The organism is Acinetobacter sp. OYA S30, from assembly GCF_033599315.1.
In the GTDB taxonomy this organism is placed as follows: domain Bacteria; phylum Pseudomonadota; class Gammaproteobacteria; order Pseudomonadales; family Moraxellaceae; genus Acinetobacter; species Acinetobacter baumannii.
The window spans coordinates 111,597-128,104 of sequence record NZ_JAWVAV010000008.1 but is presented as its reverse complement, the minus strand read 5'-3'; the positions used below and the strand labels follow the sequence as shown (position 1 = coordinate 128,104).

17 protein-coding genes are annotated in these 16,508 nt (G+C 39.3%); 5 read left to right on the top strand and 12 right to left on the bottom strand.

The genetic code is table 11. The features are described 5' to 3' along the window. The 7 genes from R5R67_RS06555 to R5R67_RS06525 form a co-directional block, all read right to left on the bottom strand. Window positions 1-182 (bottom strand): transcriptional repressor (locus tag R5R67_RS06555; RefSeq protein WP_318754788.1); only part of this gene is annotated, 182 nt, incomplete at its 3' end. Between the two features lie 511 nt (window positions 183-693). Then, window positions 694-1,335, bottom strand: a complete 642-nt coding sequence (locus R5R67_RS06550) for an isochorismatase family protein (RefSeq protein WP_000026858.1) — start codon at window positions 1,333-1,335, stop codon at window positions 694-696. Between the two features lie 72 nt (window positions 1,336-1,407). Beyond that, entirely contained in the window at window positions 1,408-2,178 is a 771-nt protein-coding gene (locus R5R67_RS06545) for an SDR family oxidoreductase (protein WP_001257945.1), read from the bottom strand. A 359-nt stretch (window positions 2,179-2,537) separates the two neighbouring features. Further along, window positions 2,538-3,158 (bottom strand): ATP-binding cassette domain-containing protein, encoded by a 621-nt coding sequence (locus tag R5R67_RS06540; RefSeq protein WP_000904336.1) that lies wholly within the window; start codon window positions 3,156-3,158, stop codon window positions 2,538-2,540. A 4-nt stretch (window positions 3,159-3,162) separates the two neighbouring features. Then, window positions 3,163-3,855: a molybdate ABC transporter permease subunit gene (gene modB / locus R5R67_RS06535; RefSeq protein ID WP_000971580.1), complete on the bottom strand. Its 693-nt coding sequence runs from the start codon at window positions 3,853-3,855 to the stop codon at window positions 3,163-3,165. After that, window positions 3,852-4,637 (bottom strand): molybdate ABC transporter substrate-binding protein, encoded by a 786-nt coding sequence (gene modA, locus R5R67_RS06530; RefSeq protein WP_000253146.1) that lies wholly within the window; start codon window positions 4,635-4,637, stop codon window positions 3,852-3,854. The genes modB and modA overlap by 4 nt, the downstream gene beginning before the upstream one ends. Window positions 4,638-4,828: 191 nt before the next feature. After that, complete coding sequence (locus tag R5R67_RS06525) at window positions 4,829-5,179, bottom strand: winged helix-turn-helix domain-containing protein (RefSeq protein ID WP_000663109.1); 351 nt, start codon at window positions 5,177-5,179, stop codon at window positions 4,829-4,831. 222 nt (window positions 5,180-5,401) lie between these two features. On the opposite strand from R5R67_RS06525, the gene antA reads away from it, so the two are divergent. The 4 genes from antA (at window position 5,402) to R5R67_RS06505 (ending at window position 9,874) form a co-directional block, all read left to right on the top strand. Then, complete coding sequence (antA, locus tag R5R67_RS06520) at window positions 5,402-6,817, top strand: anthranilate 1,2-dioxygenase large subunit (RefSeq protein ID WP_318754787.1); 1,416 nt, start codon at window positions 5,402-5,404, stop codon at window positions 6,815-6,817. A 2-nt stretch (window positions 6,818-6,819) separates the two neighbouring features. Next, window positions 6,820-7,311, top strand: a complete 492-nt coding sequence (gene antB / locus R5R67_RS06515; protein ID WP_000076811.1) for an anthranilate 1,2-dioxygenase small subunit — start codon at window positions 6,820-6,822, stop codon at window positions 7,309-7,311. Between the two features lie 5 nt (window positions 7,312-7,316). Continuing rightward, on the top strand, window positions 7,317-8,351 hold the full coding sequence (gene antC / locus R5R67_RS06510) for an anthranilate 1,2-dioxygenase electron transfer component AntC (protein WP_085943448.1): 1,035 nt from the start codon (window positions 7,317-7,319) through the stop codon (window positions 8,349-8,351). A gap of 464 nt (window positions 8,352-8,815) precedes the next feature. Beyond that, window positions 8,816-9,874, top strand: a complete 1,059-nt coding sequence (locus R5R67_RS06505) for an AraC family transcriptional regulator (protein ID WP_001070638.1) — start codon at window positions 8,816-8,818, stop codon at window positions 9,872-9,874. Between the two features lie 59 nt (window positions 9,875-9,933). Here R5R67_RS06505 and R5R67_RS06500 read toward each other — a convergent pair whose 3' ends face one another. Genes R5R67_RS06500 through R5R67_RS06480 form a run of 5 tightly spaced genes read right to left on the bottom strand, consistent with a single transcriptional unit; the run spans window position 9,934 to window position 14,824 of the window. Continuing rightward, complete coding sequence (locus R5R67_RS06500) at window positions 9,934-10,881, bottom strand: transporter (RefSeq protein WP_000833517.1); 948 nt, start codon at window positions 10,879-10,881, stop codon at window positions 9,934-9,936. Window positions 10,882-10,934: 53 nt separating this feature from the next. Next, window positions 10,935-11,465, bottom strand: a complete 531-nt coding sequence (locus tag R5R67_RS06495) for a flavin reductase family protein (RefSeq protein ID WP_000379651.1) — start codon at window positions 11,463-11,465, stop codon at window positions 10,935-10,937. A gap of 28 nt (window positions 11,466-11,493) precedes the next feature. Then, on the bottom strand, window positions 11,494-12,732 hold the full coding sequence (locus R5R67_RS06490; protein ID WP_001252585.1) for a styrene monooxygenase/indole monooxygenase family protein: 1,239 nt from the start codon (window positions 12,730-12,732) through the stop codon (window positions 11,494-11,496). A gap of 43 nt (window positions 12,733-12,775) precedes the next feature. After that, window positions 12,776-13,561 (bottom strand): SDR family oxidoreductase, encoded by a 786-nt coding sequence (locus R5R67_RS06485; RefSeq protein WP_001024684.1) that lies wholly within the window; start codon window positions 13,559-13,561, stop codon window positions 12,776-12,778. A 12-nt stretch (window positions 13,562-13,573) separates the two neighbouring features. Beyond that, window positions 13,574-14,824, bottom strand: a complete 1,251-nt coding sequence (locus tag R5R67_RS06480; RefSeq protein WP_318754786.1) for a dienelactone hydrolase family protein — start codon at window positions 14,822-14,824, stop codon at window positions 13,574-13,576. 330 nt (window positions 14,825-15,154) lie between these two features. Between R5R67_RS06480 and R5R67_RS06475 the strand changes: the two genes are divergently transcribed. After that, window positions 15,155-16,498 (top strand): MFS transporter, encoded by a 1,344-nt coding sequence (locus R5R67_RS06475; protein ID WP_000848249.1) that lies wholly within the window; start codon window positions 15,155-15,157, stop codon window positions 16,496-16,498. The last annotated feature ends 10 nt before the right edge of the window (window positions 16,499-16,508 follow it).

Sequence of the window (16,508 nt, the reverse complement as noted above, 5' to 3'; positions counted from 1 at the left end):
TTTTCAAACTCAGATAAAATTCGATAAATGGTACCTAACGTAATTTTATGTTCATTTTTAATTTGCGCATAGATACTTACCGCGCTTAAGCCTTGTGGGTTCTGATTTAAAATCTCAAAAACTTGTACCCTAGATTTTTTTATCGGTAATCCATTTAATAATGATTTTGATATTGTCGTCATCTTACTGAACCTTAATGTCTAGAAATATAGGAATTTTTTAAAATTATTTTGACTATATTTACCTGAAAATTATGGAAATGATTTGATCTATAAATTAGAACTTACTACCCTATAAATAAGCTCTGAGCTAATTATTAAGTTTTAAAATAACTCCTATATTATCCCTCTCTTTGCTTTCTACATGTACGCACTTTGCGACTAGATGCATTCTTGAACTGAACCATATGGCGACCCTCTTCAACATTATTTTGTATAATGGTTAACATATGATAATTATTATCATTTGTGTTTAACGGTGTATCATATACACATAAGTTTTAATATTCAATATTAAGTAATTATCAAATACATAATGATAACCATTATATTTTATTGATTAAATAATGATGAATTGCATCCATCCTCTATTATAAGTATTCATTTCGACCTATATAAAAAGCAGATCAATGACCTGCTCTTTATATCTTAAATACAGAAAGTTAAATGATTTTTATTCTAGAGGTAGTGCATCTTATTCTTGTATCCATGCTTGGATTACTTGTTGTGTTGTCATGACTTGAGCACATCGTGTACTGGCATATTTTAATGCCATATCGTGCTCTTCTCTGCTAAAGTCAGCCAGCGCATCACCACATAAAAATGGCTGTATGTTTAGCATAAATGCTTCCGCAGCACTCATTAGACAACCAATATGTGCATATACACCACAGATAATGAGTTGATCGCGACCAGAGTCTCGCATGAGTTGTTCGAGCGGAGAAAATTTAAAAACACTATATCTCCACTTAGTAAGCACCGTATCATTTTTTTGAGGTGAAATTTTCGGAAAAATCTGTGTGATGCTTGGCTCATCCTTTAAACCAGGCCCCCAAAAGTCGGTTAATAACTGCCGATATTCAGGTGATTGGTTGCCAGGTTGTGCTGTATAAACAACGGGAATATTAGACTGGCGAGCAGCATCAATTAATGCCTTAGTGTTTTGAATTAGTTCTGGAATAGGTTCTTGGGTTAGATCATAGAAATCTAAAAAATATTGCTGCATATCATGAACCAATAAAACAGCACGATTGGTATGCAATGGCCAATTTGTTTTGTTTGGAGTAAATTCGTGCGCTTGGGGCATGCTGTAACTTGCAATCTTTGGAATACTCATTGGTATTTTCCTTTTCTATCTTTAAAAATATTTGTTCTTTAATTTCAGTGTATTGTTGTGCTGAAGTAAGCTTTAAACCCCAAGTGTAGCTCCTCCATCTACCACTATTTCTTGCATTGTAATTTGGGCCGCTCGGTCCGAAAGTAAAAAGCTCACGGTATTGGCAATATCATCTGGTTGCGCGAGTTTCCGTAAGGGAATACCTGTTCGGTACTGGCTTAAATCGCCATCAATTACTGCAGGTGGAGGTGCATTATCTGTCCAGAGTTGTTGCTGCATTTGAGTGAGAGTAGATCCAGGTGAAACGATATTCAGCCTGACTTGATAAGGGGCGATTTCAAGTGCCAGATTGCGACAAAAATGACTTAGTGCAGCCTTAGTGGTGGCGTACATACCAAGTTGCATACGTGGCATACGCGCACTATTTGAACTAATAGTGACAATGCTACCCCGCCTTTTTGCACAAAAATGTTTAGCAACTTGTTGGCTGATCGCGATAGGCGCCATGACATTGACCGCAAAAAGTGTTTCCCAATCTTCCGTTTTTGCTTCAAGCATGGAGCGCATAATTAATACTCCTGCTGCATTTACTAACCCCGTAATTTCGTATTTTTCTAACAGCTCTGAAATTAAAGTTTGTATTTCTTGTTGATGGGTAATGTCTTGTGAGATGCCTTGCCATTGTGAAGATTGATCTGACGTCATTGTTTTACTGATATCCCATTGTTCAGGATTTTTTTGACAGTCAATACCAATAACATGATACCCCTGATCTAGTAGTTGCTTGGCGATAGCCGCTCCTATCCCTCTTGCAGCACCTGTGACCACGATGGTAGAGCGCATGTGAATACTCCAATTTATATTATAAAGAAATCTATAAATATAATTGCAAATAATTATCATTCTTATCAAGAGTGAGTGGATATAAAAGTTCAAATTATGATCTGATACAAATGAGTTACAGCTTAAAATTACAAACTAAGACATTGTTTTATAAGTAGTTTATAAAATTTAAAGGTCAAGAATATTTTGTTATTAATAATCATTTTCAATAAGACAGGTTTTGATTTATTCGGCTAAAATCAGATTTATGGTTTATCAAAACTAGTAACTTTTTAGGGTTCGATCTCCCGCAGGCTCAGAATGAGTTCTCTATAACTCCGACTCTCGTAAGTTTGGAAATGCGTATAAAAAATGAAAAATTATAAAATCCACATTGTTTCGGTCAGTTGTTTAATCTCTTGAATATCATGACTTACATAAATCATCGGAATTTTAATTTCCTCTTTTACCTTTTGAAAAAAAGGAATAATTTCAGCTTTATGATTCGCATCTAATGCTGATAAAGGTTCATCAAGCAGTAACAGCTTAGGCGAATATAATAATGCTCGACCTAGTGCCACGCGCTGCTTTTCCCCACCTGAGAGTTTGATAGGCATACGTTGTAATAAATGCCCTAACTTTAATAACTCAATAATGTAATCTGCTTCAAATTGACGTTCTTGTTGGGAAAGATGCTGAAAACCAAATAATAAATTTTGCTTGACTGTTTTATGCGGAAAAAGCTGAGCATCTTGAAAAACCAATCCAACATGCCGTTTTTGCGTGCTGACATTAATTTTTTGATTTGAATCAAACCACGTTTGATCCTGTATTTTAATAAGCCCACTACGCGGAGTGTTCAGCCCTGCAATGGCATGTAAAATGGACGTTTTACCTGACCCAGAGGCACCAAATAGCCCAATAACAGAAGCATCTGACTGGAAACTAGGTTCAATATGAAACTGGCCCATGTGTAGCTGAAAACGGCATTCAATCAACATAATTTTACCGTCCTAACCGCTTCTTTTGATAACGATGAAACCACTGGGCAAACCATAGCGCTAAAAAAGCTACACTTAACGATAAAACAATAAGCCTTTGAATAGCAGCTTCTGTATCGGGTTGTTGCATTAAGCTATACATGGCTAGAGGCAAAGTCCGTGTTTCATTTGAAATATTACCCACAAAAGTAATGGTGGCCCCAAACTCTCCTAAACTACGGCAAAAACATAAAATAGCACCAATTAAAATGCCACTGCTGGCAAGAGGCAAAGTGACATGAAAAAATGCCCCTAAAGATGAGGCACCTAATGTCTTTGCTGCCATTTCTAAACGCTGATCGACCAGTTCAATCGCTAGACGAATAGATTGCACCAATAACGGGAAACCCATCACTGCCGAAGCAAGAACGGCGCCTTTCCAGTTAAATGCAAAATCAATTCCGAGCGGTGCCAAATATTGTCCAATAATGCCGCGGCTTCCAAAAACTTGTAAAAGCAAATAACCAGGAACCACTGGCGGTAGCACTAAAGGTAAAAACACCAATGTTTCAATGAGTGACTTACCCCAAAAGTCTTTACGAGCCAAAAACCACCCCACACAAATTGCAGGAATAATACTAACCACAAGACAACTCGCTGCCACCTTACAAGAAAGTTGTAGCACGCTGAGCTCTTCTGGGGTTAGAGAAAACATCATAGCTTGACTGGAGCCAACATACTAAAGCCATATTTTTTAAAGACTGCTTTGGCTTGATTGCTTTGTAAAAATTGATAGAACTTTGCTGAGTTTGAGTTCTTTTTAATCAACCCTAAAGGATAAATAATTGGTGAATGCGTATTTTCCGGAAATATGCCAGCTACCTTCACGTCTTTACTAATCGCTGCATCGGTTGCATAGACAATCCCAACCTGACATTCACCTCGCGCAACAAAATTTAATGCCGCCCGAACATCTTCTGTTTCAACTAACTTTGGTTCAATACGACTCCACCAACCTAAATTAGTAAAAGCTTGTTTAGCATATTTGCCTACAGGCACACTTTGGGTATCCCCTGTACAAACCTTTCCTGTAAACACTTTATTTGGATCGGTCGTTTTATCTAGTTTTATGTTTAATGACTGCCCTTTAGGGGTAATTAGAACCAGACGGTTGCCTAGTAAATTTATACGGTCATTTGTTGCAACTAATTTTTTATTTTGCAGATAATCCATCCACTGGGTATCTGCTGAAATAAAAATATCAGCTGGTGCTCCAGCTTCAATTTGTTTAGCTAAGGTCGATGAACCTGCATATGAAGTTTTAATTTCTACTTTATTCTGTTTTTCGTAAATTTTTTCTAAATCGTTAATTGCATTCGTTAAGCTTGCTGCTGCATAAACAGTAACTGATTCAGCCTTGGCTGGAACATTAAAGACCAATCCTATGCTGAGGACTGAACAGGCGAAAGCCAAATTTTTTATCTTCGTATCACTTACCATTATGTTTACCTTTTTTGTGTTTTTTTTGCAGCGATATATACCCAAGAATATAGCGCTACACGAAGATTATGAAAAGCATAATTCGTTAACTATAGATGACTGGAATGCAGCAGTGCTTTTTCGGCGTGCACTTGATATTAAGCAAAAGCTATACCAAATCAAAAGATTTCATCGTTATGCAATCTTTTATCTTAACCTTTTAAATAACTACTCATGATTTGGTAATCATGCTCTAAAGCTTGTCGGGCATTGTTTTCCATTTGACGGTAATGCTGTAAGACTTTCTGGCCCAAAGCTGTGATAGCTGCCCCACCACCATGTGTTCCCCCCGTTTGTGTTTCCACTAAAGCTGTTTCAAAGCATTGATTCATTATATCGACCAATTGCCATGCACGGCGATAGCTCATATTCATAGATTTTGCAGCTTGTGAGATTGAACCAGTTCTCGCAATTGCTTCAAGTAAATCCGCCTTACCCGGACCAAATGCAATATTTTGCTCTAAAAGAATTCTAATTTGTAATTTTAAGTTTTGTTCTTTCATAGACTTAGTTCACAAAGTTTCATTTTTATGCTGCTTAACATTATAGAAAACTTTAATAGCTTAAAACACATACAAATTTAAATCTCTACTCTTTCTTCAAAAGAGTTCAATTAAAAAATCAAAACTGCACAAAGTGGATAAAGATCTGGAAAAAACGGATAGAGAGCAATGTTTAATCGCGGTTCAATCAGTTAAAAGCTGATTGATTGGAGGATTGAGTAAATGACCTCATCTAATTTAAAACAATGGAATGATTTTATAGATGGATGTATCGACTTCCGTCCTAACGATGGCGTGTTCCGTATTGCACGCGACATGTTTACCGAGCCAGAACTATTTGACTTGGAAATGGAATTTATTTTTGAAAAGGTTTGGATTTACGCATGTCACGAAAGTGAAATTCCAAACAATCATGATTTCCTAACCGTTCAAATTGGCCGCCAACCGATTATTGTAAGCCGTGATGGTAAAGGCGAACTACATGCCATGGTGAATGCTTGTGAACACCGCGGTGCGACCTTAACACGCGTTGCTAAAGGCAATCAATCTACATTTACCTGTCCGTTCCACGCATGGTGCTATAAGTCAGATGGCCGTTTGGTTAAAGTCAAAGCGCCTAGCGAATATTGTGAAGATTTTGATAAATCAAGCCGTGGTTTAAAACAAGGCCGTATTGCCAGCTACCGTGGATTTGTATTTGTAAGTCTTGATACTCAAGCAACAGATTCACTAGAAGACTTTTTGGGCGATGCAAAACTGTTCCTTGATTTAATGGTTAACCAGTCGCCAACAGGTGAACTCGAAGTATTACAAGGTAAGTCATCTTATACCTTTGCAGGTAACTGGAAGCTACAAAATGAAAATGGCTTAGATGGTTATCATGTAAGTACCGTTCACTATAACTATGTCTCTACAGTTCAACACCGTCAGCAAGTCAATGCATCAAAAGGTGCCGAACTCGACACGCTCGACTACAGTAAATTAGGTGCAGGTGACTCAGAAACTGATGATGGCTGGTTTAGTTTTAAAAATGGCCATAGTGTTTTATTCAGTGACATGCCAAATCCGACAGTTCGTCCAGGCTACAGCACAGTTATGCCATATATGGTTGAAAAATATGGCGAAAAATATGCTGAATGGGCAATGCATCGTTTAAGAAATTTGAACTTGTACCCTAGCCTATTTTTTATGGATCAAATTAGCTCACAGCTTCGTATTGTTCGCCCTGTGGCATGGAATAAAACTGAAGTCATTAGCCAATGTATTGGTGTTAAAGGTGAATCTACTGAAGCACGCCGTAATCGTATTCGCCAGTTTGAAGATTTCTTTAACGTATCAGGCCTTGGTACACCAGACGATTTAGTTGAATTCCGTGAACAGCAAAAAGGTTTTCAGGCACCACTTGAACGTTGGAGCGATATTTCGCGTGGTTGTCAGTCTTGGGAATATGGCGCGACCAAAAACTCACAAGATTTAGGCATTCAACCCGTTATTACTGGCCGTGAATTTACCCATGAAGGACTCTATGTAAACCAGCATGGACACTGGCAACGTCTCATGCTCGACGGCTTAAATAAAAAAGCGTTGAAAATGCAGGATATTACTTTTGAAAACAATGCCGTAATGGATGAGGTGTAACCATGTCACAAGAACTACATTTTGCTGTATCTCAGTTTTTGTACAAAAAGGCAGAGCTTTGTGATGCTTATGACTGGGATGCCTACCTAGAGCTTTACGATGAAGATAGTGAATATCATATTCCACAGTGGATTGATGACCATAACTATGTTCAAGATCCAAATCAGGGCTTGTCTTATATTTATTATGCGGACCGTACAGGCCTTGAAGACCGTGTATTCCGTATTCGTACCGGAAAAGCAGCCTCTGCAACGCCATTACCACGTACTTTGCACAGCATAAACAACATCCGAGTTAAAACATTGGATGATGGTCTTATCGAAGCAAAAGTTGCATGGCAAACGCTTTATAACCGTCAAGGTTTAGAAGGCTGTTTTTACGGACACGCTACTTATCTTTTACGCCAAACCGCAGATAGTTTCCGTATTCGTCGTCAGCACAGCATTTTGCTGAATGACAAAATTGATTCCGTTTTAGACTTCTATCACGTTTAAGGGGAATGAAAATGGGACATTCAGTTGCACTTAACTTTGCCGATGGCAAAACCTTTTTCATTTCGGTAAATAACGACGAATTGTTGCTTGATGCGGCAGTTCGTCAAGGAATTAAGTTGCCGTTAGACTGCCGCGAAGGTGTTTGTGGTACCTGTCAGGGACAGTGTGAAACCGGCATTTATGAGCAAGAATATGTCGATGAAGATGCATTAAGTGAACGTGATTTGGCCGAGCGAAAAATGTTAGCTTGCCAGACGCGTGTAAAATCAGATGCAGCTTTTTATTTCGATCATGATTCTGCTATTTGCAATGCTGGTGATACCTTAAAAATTGAAACCAAAGTGACTGCGGTTGAGCTGGTTTCAGAAACAACAGCAATTTTACATCTTGATGCCAGCAGTCATGCTGAACAACTTCAGTTTTTGCCAGGTCAATACGCTCGTTTGCAAATACCAGATACTGAAGATTGGCGCTCATATTCTTTTGCAAATAGACCAAATGCGACCAATCAATTACAATTTTTAATTCGTCTCTTACCAGACGGTGTGATGAGTAATTACCTGCGTGACCGTTGTCAGGTTGGACAAAGCTTACTTATTGAAGCACCGCTTGGTAGTTTCTATTTACGTGAAGTAGAACGACCATTGGTTTTTGTGGCAGGTGGAACTGGCTTATCAGCTTTCTTGGGAATGCTTGATAACTTGGTTGATCAGCCTAACTCACCTGCAGTTCAGTTGTACTACGGCGTAAATAGTGAAACCGACTTGTGTGAACAACAGCGTTTACAGGCCTATGCAGAACAGCTACCCAACTTTAGCTATCACCCGATTGTGACTAAGGCAACGGAAACTTGGCAAGGTAAAGCGGGCTATATTCACGAGCACTTAAATAAAGATCAACTGGCCGAGCAGGCTTTTGATATGTATTTATGTGGCCCACCGCCAATGATTGAAGCCGTTAAAAATTGGTTAGATGAACAAGCTTTGCAAAACTACCGTATCTACAGCGAGAAATTTTTACAGAGCAATACCTCACGCTAAAAGTACAAATAGCTTCAGTACAAATAATTTAAAAACCACTAAACCTGAAATCATTCAATATACTCTTATAAAGGGTATATTGAATTTTTGCATTTAAATTAAAAGTTTTTATATATCAATAATATAAAATAATGAATTCCGACAAAATAAATTGACCAGTTCGCACGGATTTGTTATAAATTTTGATAGATCTTAAGGAATAAGATCATGATGAGATTAAGTTATAGCACCTTTTATATCCCCCTATTCTATTTCTCGAATGTATTAAATTGATGGACAAAATCCGACGTAAAAGTTTGAGAAAATCACAATAACTAGCGGTTAGATTGGTCTATATCTTGCTTATATCTCATTGTATTTTACGCTTAACTTAATTTTTAAGTGCCGTATTTACTTATTGCACAGTGAAAGTTTAAAACTTTTGCAACATAGGTAAATACAGGAGTGAGCCAAAAGGGATAAATATGAACCAAGCCAACTCCCACGAACTCAATGGACGTCATTTTCAAAATGAGCCGATCTTTACTGATCATAATTTGGTGTTCGATCACCACGATTTAAGCGAAACCTGCCGAAATGTAGGCCAAATTTTTAAACCGCATGATCTTAAAATCTCTCATCAGAAGCGAGATTTCAGTGCAACTATGCACCATGTTAAAACAGGCACATTGTCTATTAGTCGCTTGGAATATGGCGCAGATGTCATTATTGAACCAGATCATCTGGATAACTTTTACTTAATTCAGATTCCAACTCAGGGCTATGCAGAAATCGAGTTTGGTTCGCAAAAGTTCATTTCTTATTCTCAAGTTGCTTCTCTTATTTCTCCTCAGCAATCTTTACGTATGCGCTGGCATGCAAACTCACCACAGCTCATTCTAAAAGTGTCAAAGGATGATTTTACTTACCATTGCCGTCAACACATTGCCGATTCAGAAAATAACTTACTCATTTTTGACCCAAAATTAGATTTTTCTACCCAAGGTGGAGCCTATTTTTTGCAGCTGGTTAGAACATTGATGGATGCTTTAGCATGCGAGCAACACCCTCTCCATCATCCTTTAGCCTTTAAACAGTTTGAGTCAAATTTATTTAATGCTCTCATTTATGGTCAACCCAATAACGCATTACACAAAATAGATCAGCATAAAGAAAAAACAGTCTCTCCTTATTTCGTGAAGCGCACAGAAGCATATATTAAAGAACATTTGCATGAGCCGCTTAATGTCGAAATTCTGGCCGAGTATGCAGGCGTGAGCGTAAGAACCCTATTTACTGGTTTTAAAAATTATTTGGGGACAACCCCAATGTCTTATTTAAAAGAATTACGTTTTGAACAAGCCCATTTAGAGCTCATGCACAATGAAAATCTATCTGTCACTGACGTTGCATTTAAATGGGGATTTACCCATTTAGGCCGTTTTTCTCAAGAGTACAAACGCCGTTATGGTGAGTTACCTTCGTCTACTCGCCGATCTGGACAGAATGAAGGGTCAGGCATCATTACTTCAATTTTTTCTTAAATTAAAAAATAGATAAAAGCCTTTTATATTTGTTGATATAAAAGGCTTTTTTTTATGACTTAAAAATGATGGACATAACGAACTTGTAGTCGCGTACCTTCTGGTCGGTTTTCAGCATCTTGCTCAAAATAGGCATTTGCAACCAAGTGATCATTTTTAGAAAAACTATACATCGCACCCGGACCAATTGCCCACACTTGTTCACGTCGACCTTTAACTTTTTCACCATCAACTTCGGTGTCTGTGACTTGTTTTAGCCAATAGCCATTTAGTCCCAAGCGGAACTGTTCAGTAATGGCATAGTCTGTTGCGAAGTTTGCATGAATTGCTTGCCCAGCTTGCATATCATTTGCACCTGCAAACGCATAGCTTGGGTCATCATTTTTAAAGTTATAGAGATAATGGATACGTGTTGACGCAGTCCATTTGGGATTAAACCAATATGTGGCAGCCCAATACGGGTCAAATGAAACAGCGTTATTACTTGGGTTAATATCTTTTTGCTGGTCGTATTCGCCAGTAGGTAAATTCACCTGAAACTCAAAACGATGTACAAACCTCGGCCCTTGCGCACCCATGACTGGATCGAACTGAATAAAAGGTCCGATCATAATGTCCCCAAAGCCACTTTGGGCCTTAATAGCAGCATTATTTAAGCCATCATCCATGTCCATTTTGCTGACAAAAGGAATTAAAAAATTCATGCCTAGACTGGCTTTATCTTTTACTCGGACATTCGATAAATAACTAATCTGCTCAACCAGTACGTGATAATTTAAATCTGTTTTAGGTAAACCGAGTTTTTGTCCATTGGCATCGACCAGTTTATTGCTATCGTAATTTTGAAAATAGGTTTGAGCATACCAGCCGGGCCCTGCAGGTAATCCACCATCGAGAAAGCTAGTCATGCCTAAATTTACGGTCGGTAAATCATAGGCATGTGTAACCCACGGCAAACCTAATAATGTCCCTGCTAAAAAGCCATGTTTAATTAAAGCGCTTTTCATCTTCTTATTTCCTATAAAAAAATCACGACCGGATTGATCGTGATTATGGTGAATTAATGGGCTAATTCTGGATGCTCAGCGGCAATCCGATACTTTCCTGCGTGAAATACTAATGGTTCACCTTGGCGTTGTTGGTATTGTTCAATTTGACCAATAAAAATCAGGTGATCTCCGCCTTCATATTGATTCACATTACGGCAAACCAAGGTTGCGAGTGCATCGGACAAAATTGGAACGCCTGCGTTGCATTGTTGATGGGCAATGCCTGCAAATTTGTCTTCGGCACCTCGAGCAAAATGCCCCGAAAGCTGATGATGCTCTTGTGCCAACATGTGAATAGCAAAATATTCAGCTTCTACAAAATCAGGCAAACTTGGCGCCGTTTTTGAAAGGTTCCACAAAATTAATGGCGGATCTAAAGACAGAGATGAAAATGAATTGGCTGTCATACCTATTTTCCGGCCATCTTTACCACGAGTGGTAATCACGGTAACGCCAGTTGCAAACTGACCAAGCAAATTACGAATTTCTCTTGGGTTTTCGGCATTAATCGCTTGTAAAGCTAAAGTTTCAATTGTGTCCATTTTTAAATCTCCCTTTGATATTTTGACCTTAAGCGACTTTTGCTGCGGTTTTTGAAGCTAAGAATGTCTGAGCTTGATCTGCATCAAACCACCACGGGGCAAAAGAGCGCGGGTCATCAAAGTTATTGGCCATAATTGAAGCAATGCTCTGGTTTTGGCTTGCAGCTGCTAGGAGTTCAACGACATGAGGCTCTGGTGGTAATAACAAGCTATTGGTCCAAGCCACGACTTTTTCTGCATAAGCCCAATAGCGTTCAAAAGTTTGAAGCATCCATTGTTCGCTAAAGCTTTGATTATCATTGGCTAAAATGGCATCAAAATAGATCTTGCTACACTTAGCCGCATTGTTTGAGCCTTGACCGGTAATTGGATCATTGACCACTAAGGCATCTGCCATGCCAAAAATCTTTTTGCCAGACGGTAAGGTTAAAACGGGCTTACGTACCGTCGGCGGGAAACGCCCTGCCAAATAACCGCCAGCATCAGTTAATTCAACATTTGCGCAGCGTTCATATTCCCAAGGCACAAATTTCTTGAGTAAGTCCAGACTACATTGCAGGTGCTGTTCTGGTGTTTTCACATCTTGCCAGCAATCCATCGGTCCATTTGGAATACCTTCGAACACCATAATGTCGCAAGGCCCATTCACGGTCAGTGCCGGAAATGAAAAGTATTCCCCGACTTCAGGAATAATGTTAAAAGTCACACGTGAATAAGGTGAAATTGGCTTCATGTTTTTGACGTAGGTCAAAGCCAAAGCGCGCTGCGGTTTATCAAAAACACTTCGTACATCATCACGTTCAAACTGTTTAACAACTTCACCTTTACCAGCGGCGAGTAATACAAGCTCATAGTCGTTTGCGAGTTGTTCTAACTCTTCTATACCCACATCTTGAATCACTAGTCGACCGCCACGGCGTTCAAATTCTTCCATCCAATATGGCATTTTGACGCGTTGATCGACCGATTGAGCATAGCGCTCAAGACGAGCGCTCCATTCAAATGCTTTACCACCATTTTCAGGGTTCACTAAAGCTAGCCCAATGCCTTCTACGGCTGGACATTGTTCTTCCCAGAAATTTAGTCCCAAGTCACGTTCAGTTTGTAAAGCGGTATGAAACATACACTGGCTTGACATGACTTTACCTTGACGGATTTCATCAGCAGTTCGGTTGGTAATCATGGTTACGTCGTAACCTGTATCTAATAACCCCAAACCAAGCTGTAAACCAGACTGTCCTGCTCCAACAATTGCAATACGGCGCATAATATTCTCCATAATTTTCTAAATGTGCTTTTAAAACGCTGTGCTATTCAGCTAAACGCGGAATAGCGGGCTGTGATCCTTCAGGGCCCATCACTGAATAGCCACCGTCGACCGCATAATCTGCTCCGGTGACAAAGCTCGCAGCGGATGACAATAAAAACAAAACAACATTGGCGACTTCTTCGGGATGACCCAATCGACCTAGTAAGTGATAATCGGCTGCCACGCTATCGGCTTTTTCACGGTTATTACCGCTGACTTCTGCAATGACACGAGACCATGTCCAACCCGGAGAAACCGAATTGACGCGAATACCATCGGCAGCAAAATCCATTGCCATGCTTTGTGTGAGTTGACGTATCGCGGCCTTAGAAACCGGATATAACCAGCGTCCTGTTTGTGCCACTTTGGCTGAAATGGAAGTAAAGTTAACAATTGAACCTTGTTGCTTTTTTAGGTCATTGTATAAAGCACGGCTCAGCTCAACTGTAGAGACCAGATTAATATCGAGTGCTTGTAACCAATCCTGACGTGAAGATTTAAAACCGTCATCTAAGTAGGTACATGCCAGATTGACCAAGTAACTCACTTCACCTAAATGTTGGTGAATATCCGCCACGGCTTGGTGGATAGCCGCATCACTGGTTAAATCGGTTTGAATAAACATCACACCATGGTTAAAGCTTTCGGCAATCGCCTTGCCTTTTGCATCAATATCTAAGATAGTGACATGAGCACCTGCACTGACTAAGGCTTGCACAACAGCTTTACCAATGAGTGTTGCACCACCGCTCACCACAGCGACTTTTCCTTTTAAATTTATATTCATTGCAAATACTCCTTAACTAACTGGCTTGCCTTCACTACTTGACCAAGATGGCATCAACGTATTGGAAGGAATATCTTCATCAAGAAGTTTTCGCGCTGTCTCGACACCTGCAACTGGCAAGCCTGTCGGGTCTAATAAACCAATTTGAACGAGCACCGATGCTTGGTCCCAGTAAATATGTTCATGACACAGCTTTGAACCTCTGAACTGAATTACACCTAACATTGGAATTTCGACGTATTTACCAGTTGGTTTTACACCTGGTAATAACCAGTCAATTTCAGCGTCGTGTGTAAAGCTCATAATGAACTCGTCTACCACTTGCGTTGAGCCAACCGTACGAGAGATCGAAGTGATCTTCATATCTTTCGGGTTTTGATGAACAAAGTGATACTGATAAAAACGAGCAAGCTGGCTTTGGCCTACCCCACCAGTTAACGTTGGAATATGGTTGACATAAGGTTCTGCGACCATTGTTGCCATAGTTGCGGGGACGTCACGCGTATCGAACTCATGACGGATATGCTCTTCCCAGAGTGCGACTAGGTCATATTTCGGTCCAATCGTTTCATGTAGAGCTGTTACTGTACGCTCGTGAGCAAAGCGTGCTGAAGGTTTGTGGTAATGGTTGCTTTTTGGTCGTGCAAAGGCATGACCAACGCCTTCGTAAACATAAGCTTGTACATTTGAATATTGATTAGCTGCATCGACAATCGCTTGTCTCGCATCTGGCGGTGTAAATTGGTCCAGTTCTGCAATATGTAAAACCAAACGCCCTTTTACGTTAGCTAACTCATCTAAGGCTTTTTCAATACCTACACCGTAATAACCTACGGCACATGCTATTTCAGAAAGTCGACAGCCTGCCAAGTAAGCTAGCTTTCCACCTAAACAATAGCCCACCACGCCGAGACCTGTAGAGGTATCACATTCTGGTCGTGTCTTTAAAAAAGCTAAGCTGTCTTGAATATCTTCAACACCGAGGTTTTCGTCATATTGCTGATAAAGTTCAAAAGCTTTTTGAAAATCATCTGGTGTATAACCGAGTTCAATATTAGATGCTACACGCCAAAATAGATCAGGAACTAAAACGGTATAGCCTTCTTCTGCAAGAAAATCTGCCTTTTCCCGCATTGCTGCATTCACCCCAAAGATTTCCTGACAAAGCACCACACCAGGTCCTTTTCCTGTTTCTGGTGTCGATAGATATGCACTGAACTGCTTTCCAGATGCAGTTTTAATTTGAATGGTTTGACCAGCCATAGTGTCAACTCCTGACATTGTTATGGCTTTATCTTCTATCTGAAATTTTTTTTAGACTGTCCAAAAGCTGCAAGCATTATCCAATCTCGACGCAATTATCAAAATCAATTAAACTGGATAAAAAATCAAAAACAAAGAAACATCTATATTTCAAAAACTTAAATTAAAAAATTAAATTACTGCTTTTTATCTAATTTGGAAAATATGGATGAAGATTAGGACTTATTGGATAGTGAAGACTGGCTAAAAATAGTTCAATCAAAGATACAGGTTTTGTAACGAATACATTGAATTACTCAGGGAATTAAATAATTTTAAGAAGGAATACATATGAAAACGATAGATGCGAATACGATTATCAATCGCGAAAAACTGTCTCCTTTACAGTGGATGGTTTTTATCCTAGGTTTTTTTGTCTTTTTCTGTGATGGTCTAGACACAGGAATTATTGGTTTTGTTGCTCCTGCATTACTGGATGACTGGGGAATTACCAAACCTCAACTTGCTCCCGTTTTAAGTGCTGCCTTAGTTGGCATGTCGATCGGTGCAATTATTTCGGGACCTTTAGCCGATAAGTTTGGCCGTAAAGGCGTTATTGTTTTTACAAGTCTTTTGTTCTCAATATTTACGATTTTGTGTGGCTTTGCTAATTCAACCCAAGACTTAATGATTTATCGCTTTATTACAGGTGTTGGTTTAGGGGCAGCTATGCCGAATATCAGTACTATTGTCTCAGAATATATGCCTGTAAAACGTAAAGCATTCCTTACAGGTCTTGCTGGCTGTGGATTTATGCTAGGTATTTCGTGCGGCGGTGTGCTGTCAGCTTATCTATTAGAAAGCTATGGCTGGGCTAAGGTTATTATTATTGGCGGGAGTATTCCCCTAATTTTAGTGGTTGCTTTATTACTTAAATTACCTGAATCAACGCAATACTTAATTACACGTCATCAACAAGATAAAGCACAGGGTATCTTAGAAAACATTCAAGGTCATTCTTTTCAAGAGCCTGTAAAACTTGTTTTAACTCAAGCAGAAACTGCATCGGATGAAAATCCGGTTAAAGTAGTTTTAGGAAAATATCTTTGGGGTTCAAGCATGCTTTGGCTCTGCTGTTTTACTAGTCTTTTGGTGTTCTATCTTTTAACAAGCTGGATGCCAACGATTTTAAAAACAGCAGGTTTCAGTACCCAACAGTTTAGTTTAATTGCCGCGATTTTCCCTTTTGGTGGTGTAATTGGTGCAACCATTATGGGATGGTACATGGATAAACTGAACCCAACCACAGTGATTAAATATTCATATCTGATTGCTTTCGTCCTATTCATTGTTGCAGGTTTGGTGAGCTCAAATATTTTCTTATTAGGTCTTACTATCTTCTTAATTGGTGCATTACTCGCTGGTGCACAGTCTTCATTACTGCCACTTGCAGCTATGTTCTATCCGGCAGTATGTCGCGCGGTTGGTGTTTCATGGATGCATGGTATTGGTCGTATCGGTGCAATTTTAGGTGCTTTCTTTGGCTCGCTCATTTTTACTTTTAACTTAAGCTTAAGCGGTATTTTCTTTATTCTAGCAATACCAACTTTCATCTCATTTATTGCACTTAGTCTCAAAGTGATCTATGAAAAATCTAAACACAAACAAGTGTTAAAGTTTGAGGAAAGCCTATAAATATTAATCG

Bases quoted from the DNA above. Each gene is read 5' to 3' on its own strand.
- R5R67_RS06490 (WP_001252585.1), bottom strand. From the start codon at position 12,732: ATGCGCCGTATTGCAATTGTTGGAGCAGGACAGTCTGGTTTACAGCTT.
- R5R67_RS06550 (WP_000026858.1), bottom strand. From the start codon at position 1,335: ATGAGTATTCCAAAGATTGCAAGTTACAGCATGCCCCAAGCGCACGAA.
- R5R67_RS06525 (WP_000663109.1), bottom strand. From the start codon at position 5,179: ATGAAAGAACAAAACTTAAAATTACAAATTAGAATTCTTTTAGAGCAA.
- modB (WP_000971580.1), bottom strand. From the start codon at position 3,855: ATGATGTTTTCTCTAACCCCAGAAGAGCTCAGCGTGCTACAACTTTCT.
- modA (WP_000253146.1), bottom strand. From the start codon at position 4,637: ATGGTAAGTGATACGAAGATAAAAAATTTGGCTTTCGCCTGTTCAGTC.
- antA (WP_318754787.1), top strand. From the start codon at position 5,402: ATGACCTCATCTAATTTAAAACAATGGAATGATTTTATAGATGGATGT.
- R5R67_RS06475 (WP_000848249.1), top strand. From the start codon at position 15,155: ATGAAAACGATAGATGCGAATACGATTATCAATCGCGAAAAACTGTCT.
- R5R67_RS06495 (WP_000379651.1), bottom strand. From the start codon at position 11,465: ATGGACACAATTGAAACTTTAGCTTTACAAGCGATTAATGCCGAAAAC.
- R5R67_RS06485 (WP_001024684.1), bottom strand. From the start codon at position 13,561: ATGAATATAAATTTAAAAGGAAAAGTCGCTGTGGTGAGCGGTGGTGCA.
- R5R67_RS06545 (WP_001257945.1), bottom strand. From the start codon at position 2,178: ATGCGCTCTACCATCGTGGTCACAGGTGCTGCAAGAGGGATAGGAGCG.
- R5R67_RS06505 (WP_001070638.1), top strand. From the start codon at position 8,816: ATGAACCAAGCCAACTCCCACGAACTCAATGGACGTCATTTTCAAAAT.
- antB (WP_000076811.1), top strand. From the start codon at position 6,820: ATGTCACAAGAACTACATTTTGCTGTATCTCAGTTTTTGTACAAAAAG.
- R5R67_RS06500 (WP_000833517.1), bottom strand. From the start codon at position 10,881: ATGAAAAGCGCTTTAATTAAACATGGCTTTTTAGCAGGGACATTATTA.
- R5R67_RS06540 (WP_000904336.1), bottom strand. From the start codon at position 3,158: ATGTTGATTGAATGCCGTTTTCAGCTACACATGGGCCAGTTTCATATT.
- antC (WP_085943448.1), top strand. From the start codon at position 7,317: ATGAAAATGGGACATTCAGTTGCACTTAACTTTGCCGATGGCAAAACC.
- R5R67_RS06480 (WP_318754786.1), bottom strand. From the start codon at position 14,824: ATGGCTGGTCAAACCATTCAAATTAAAACTGCATCTGGAAAGCAGTTC.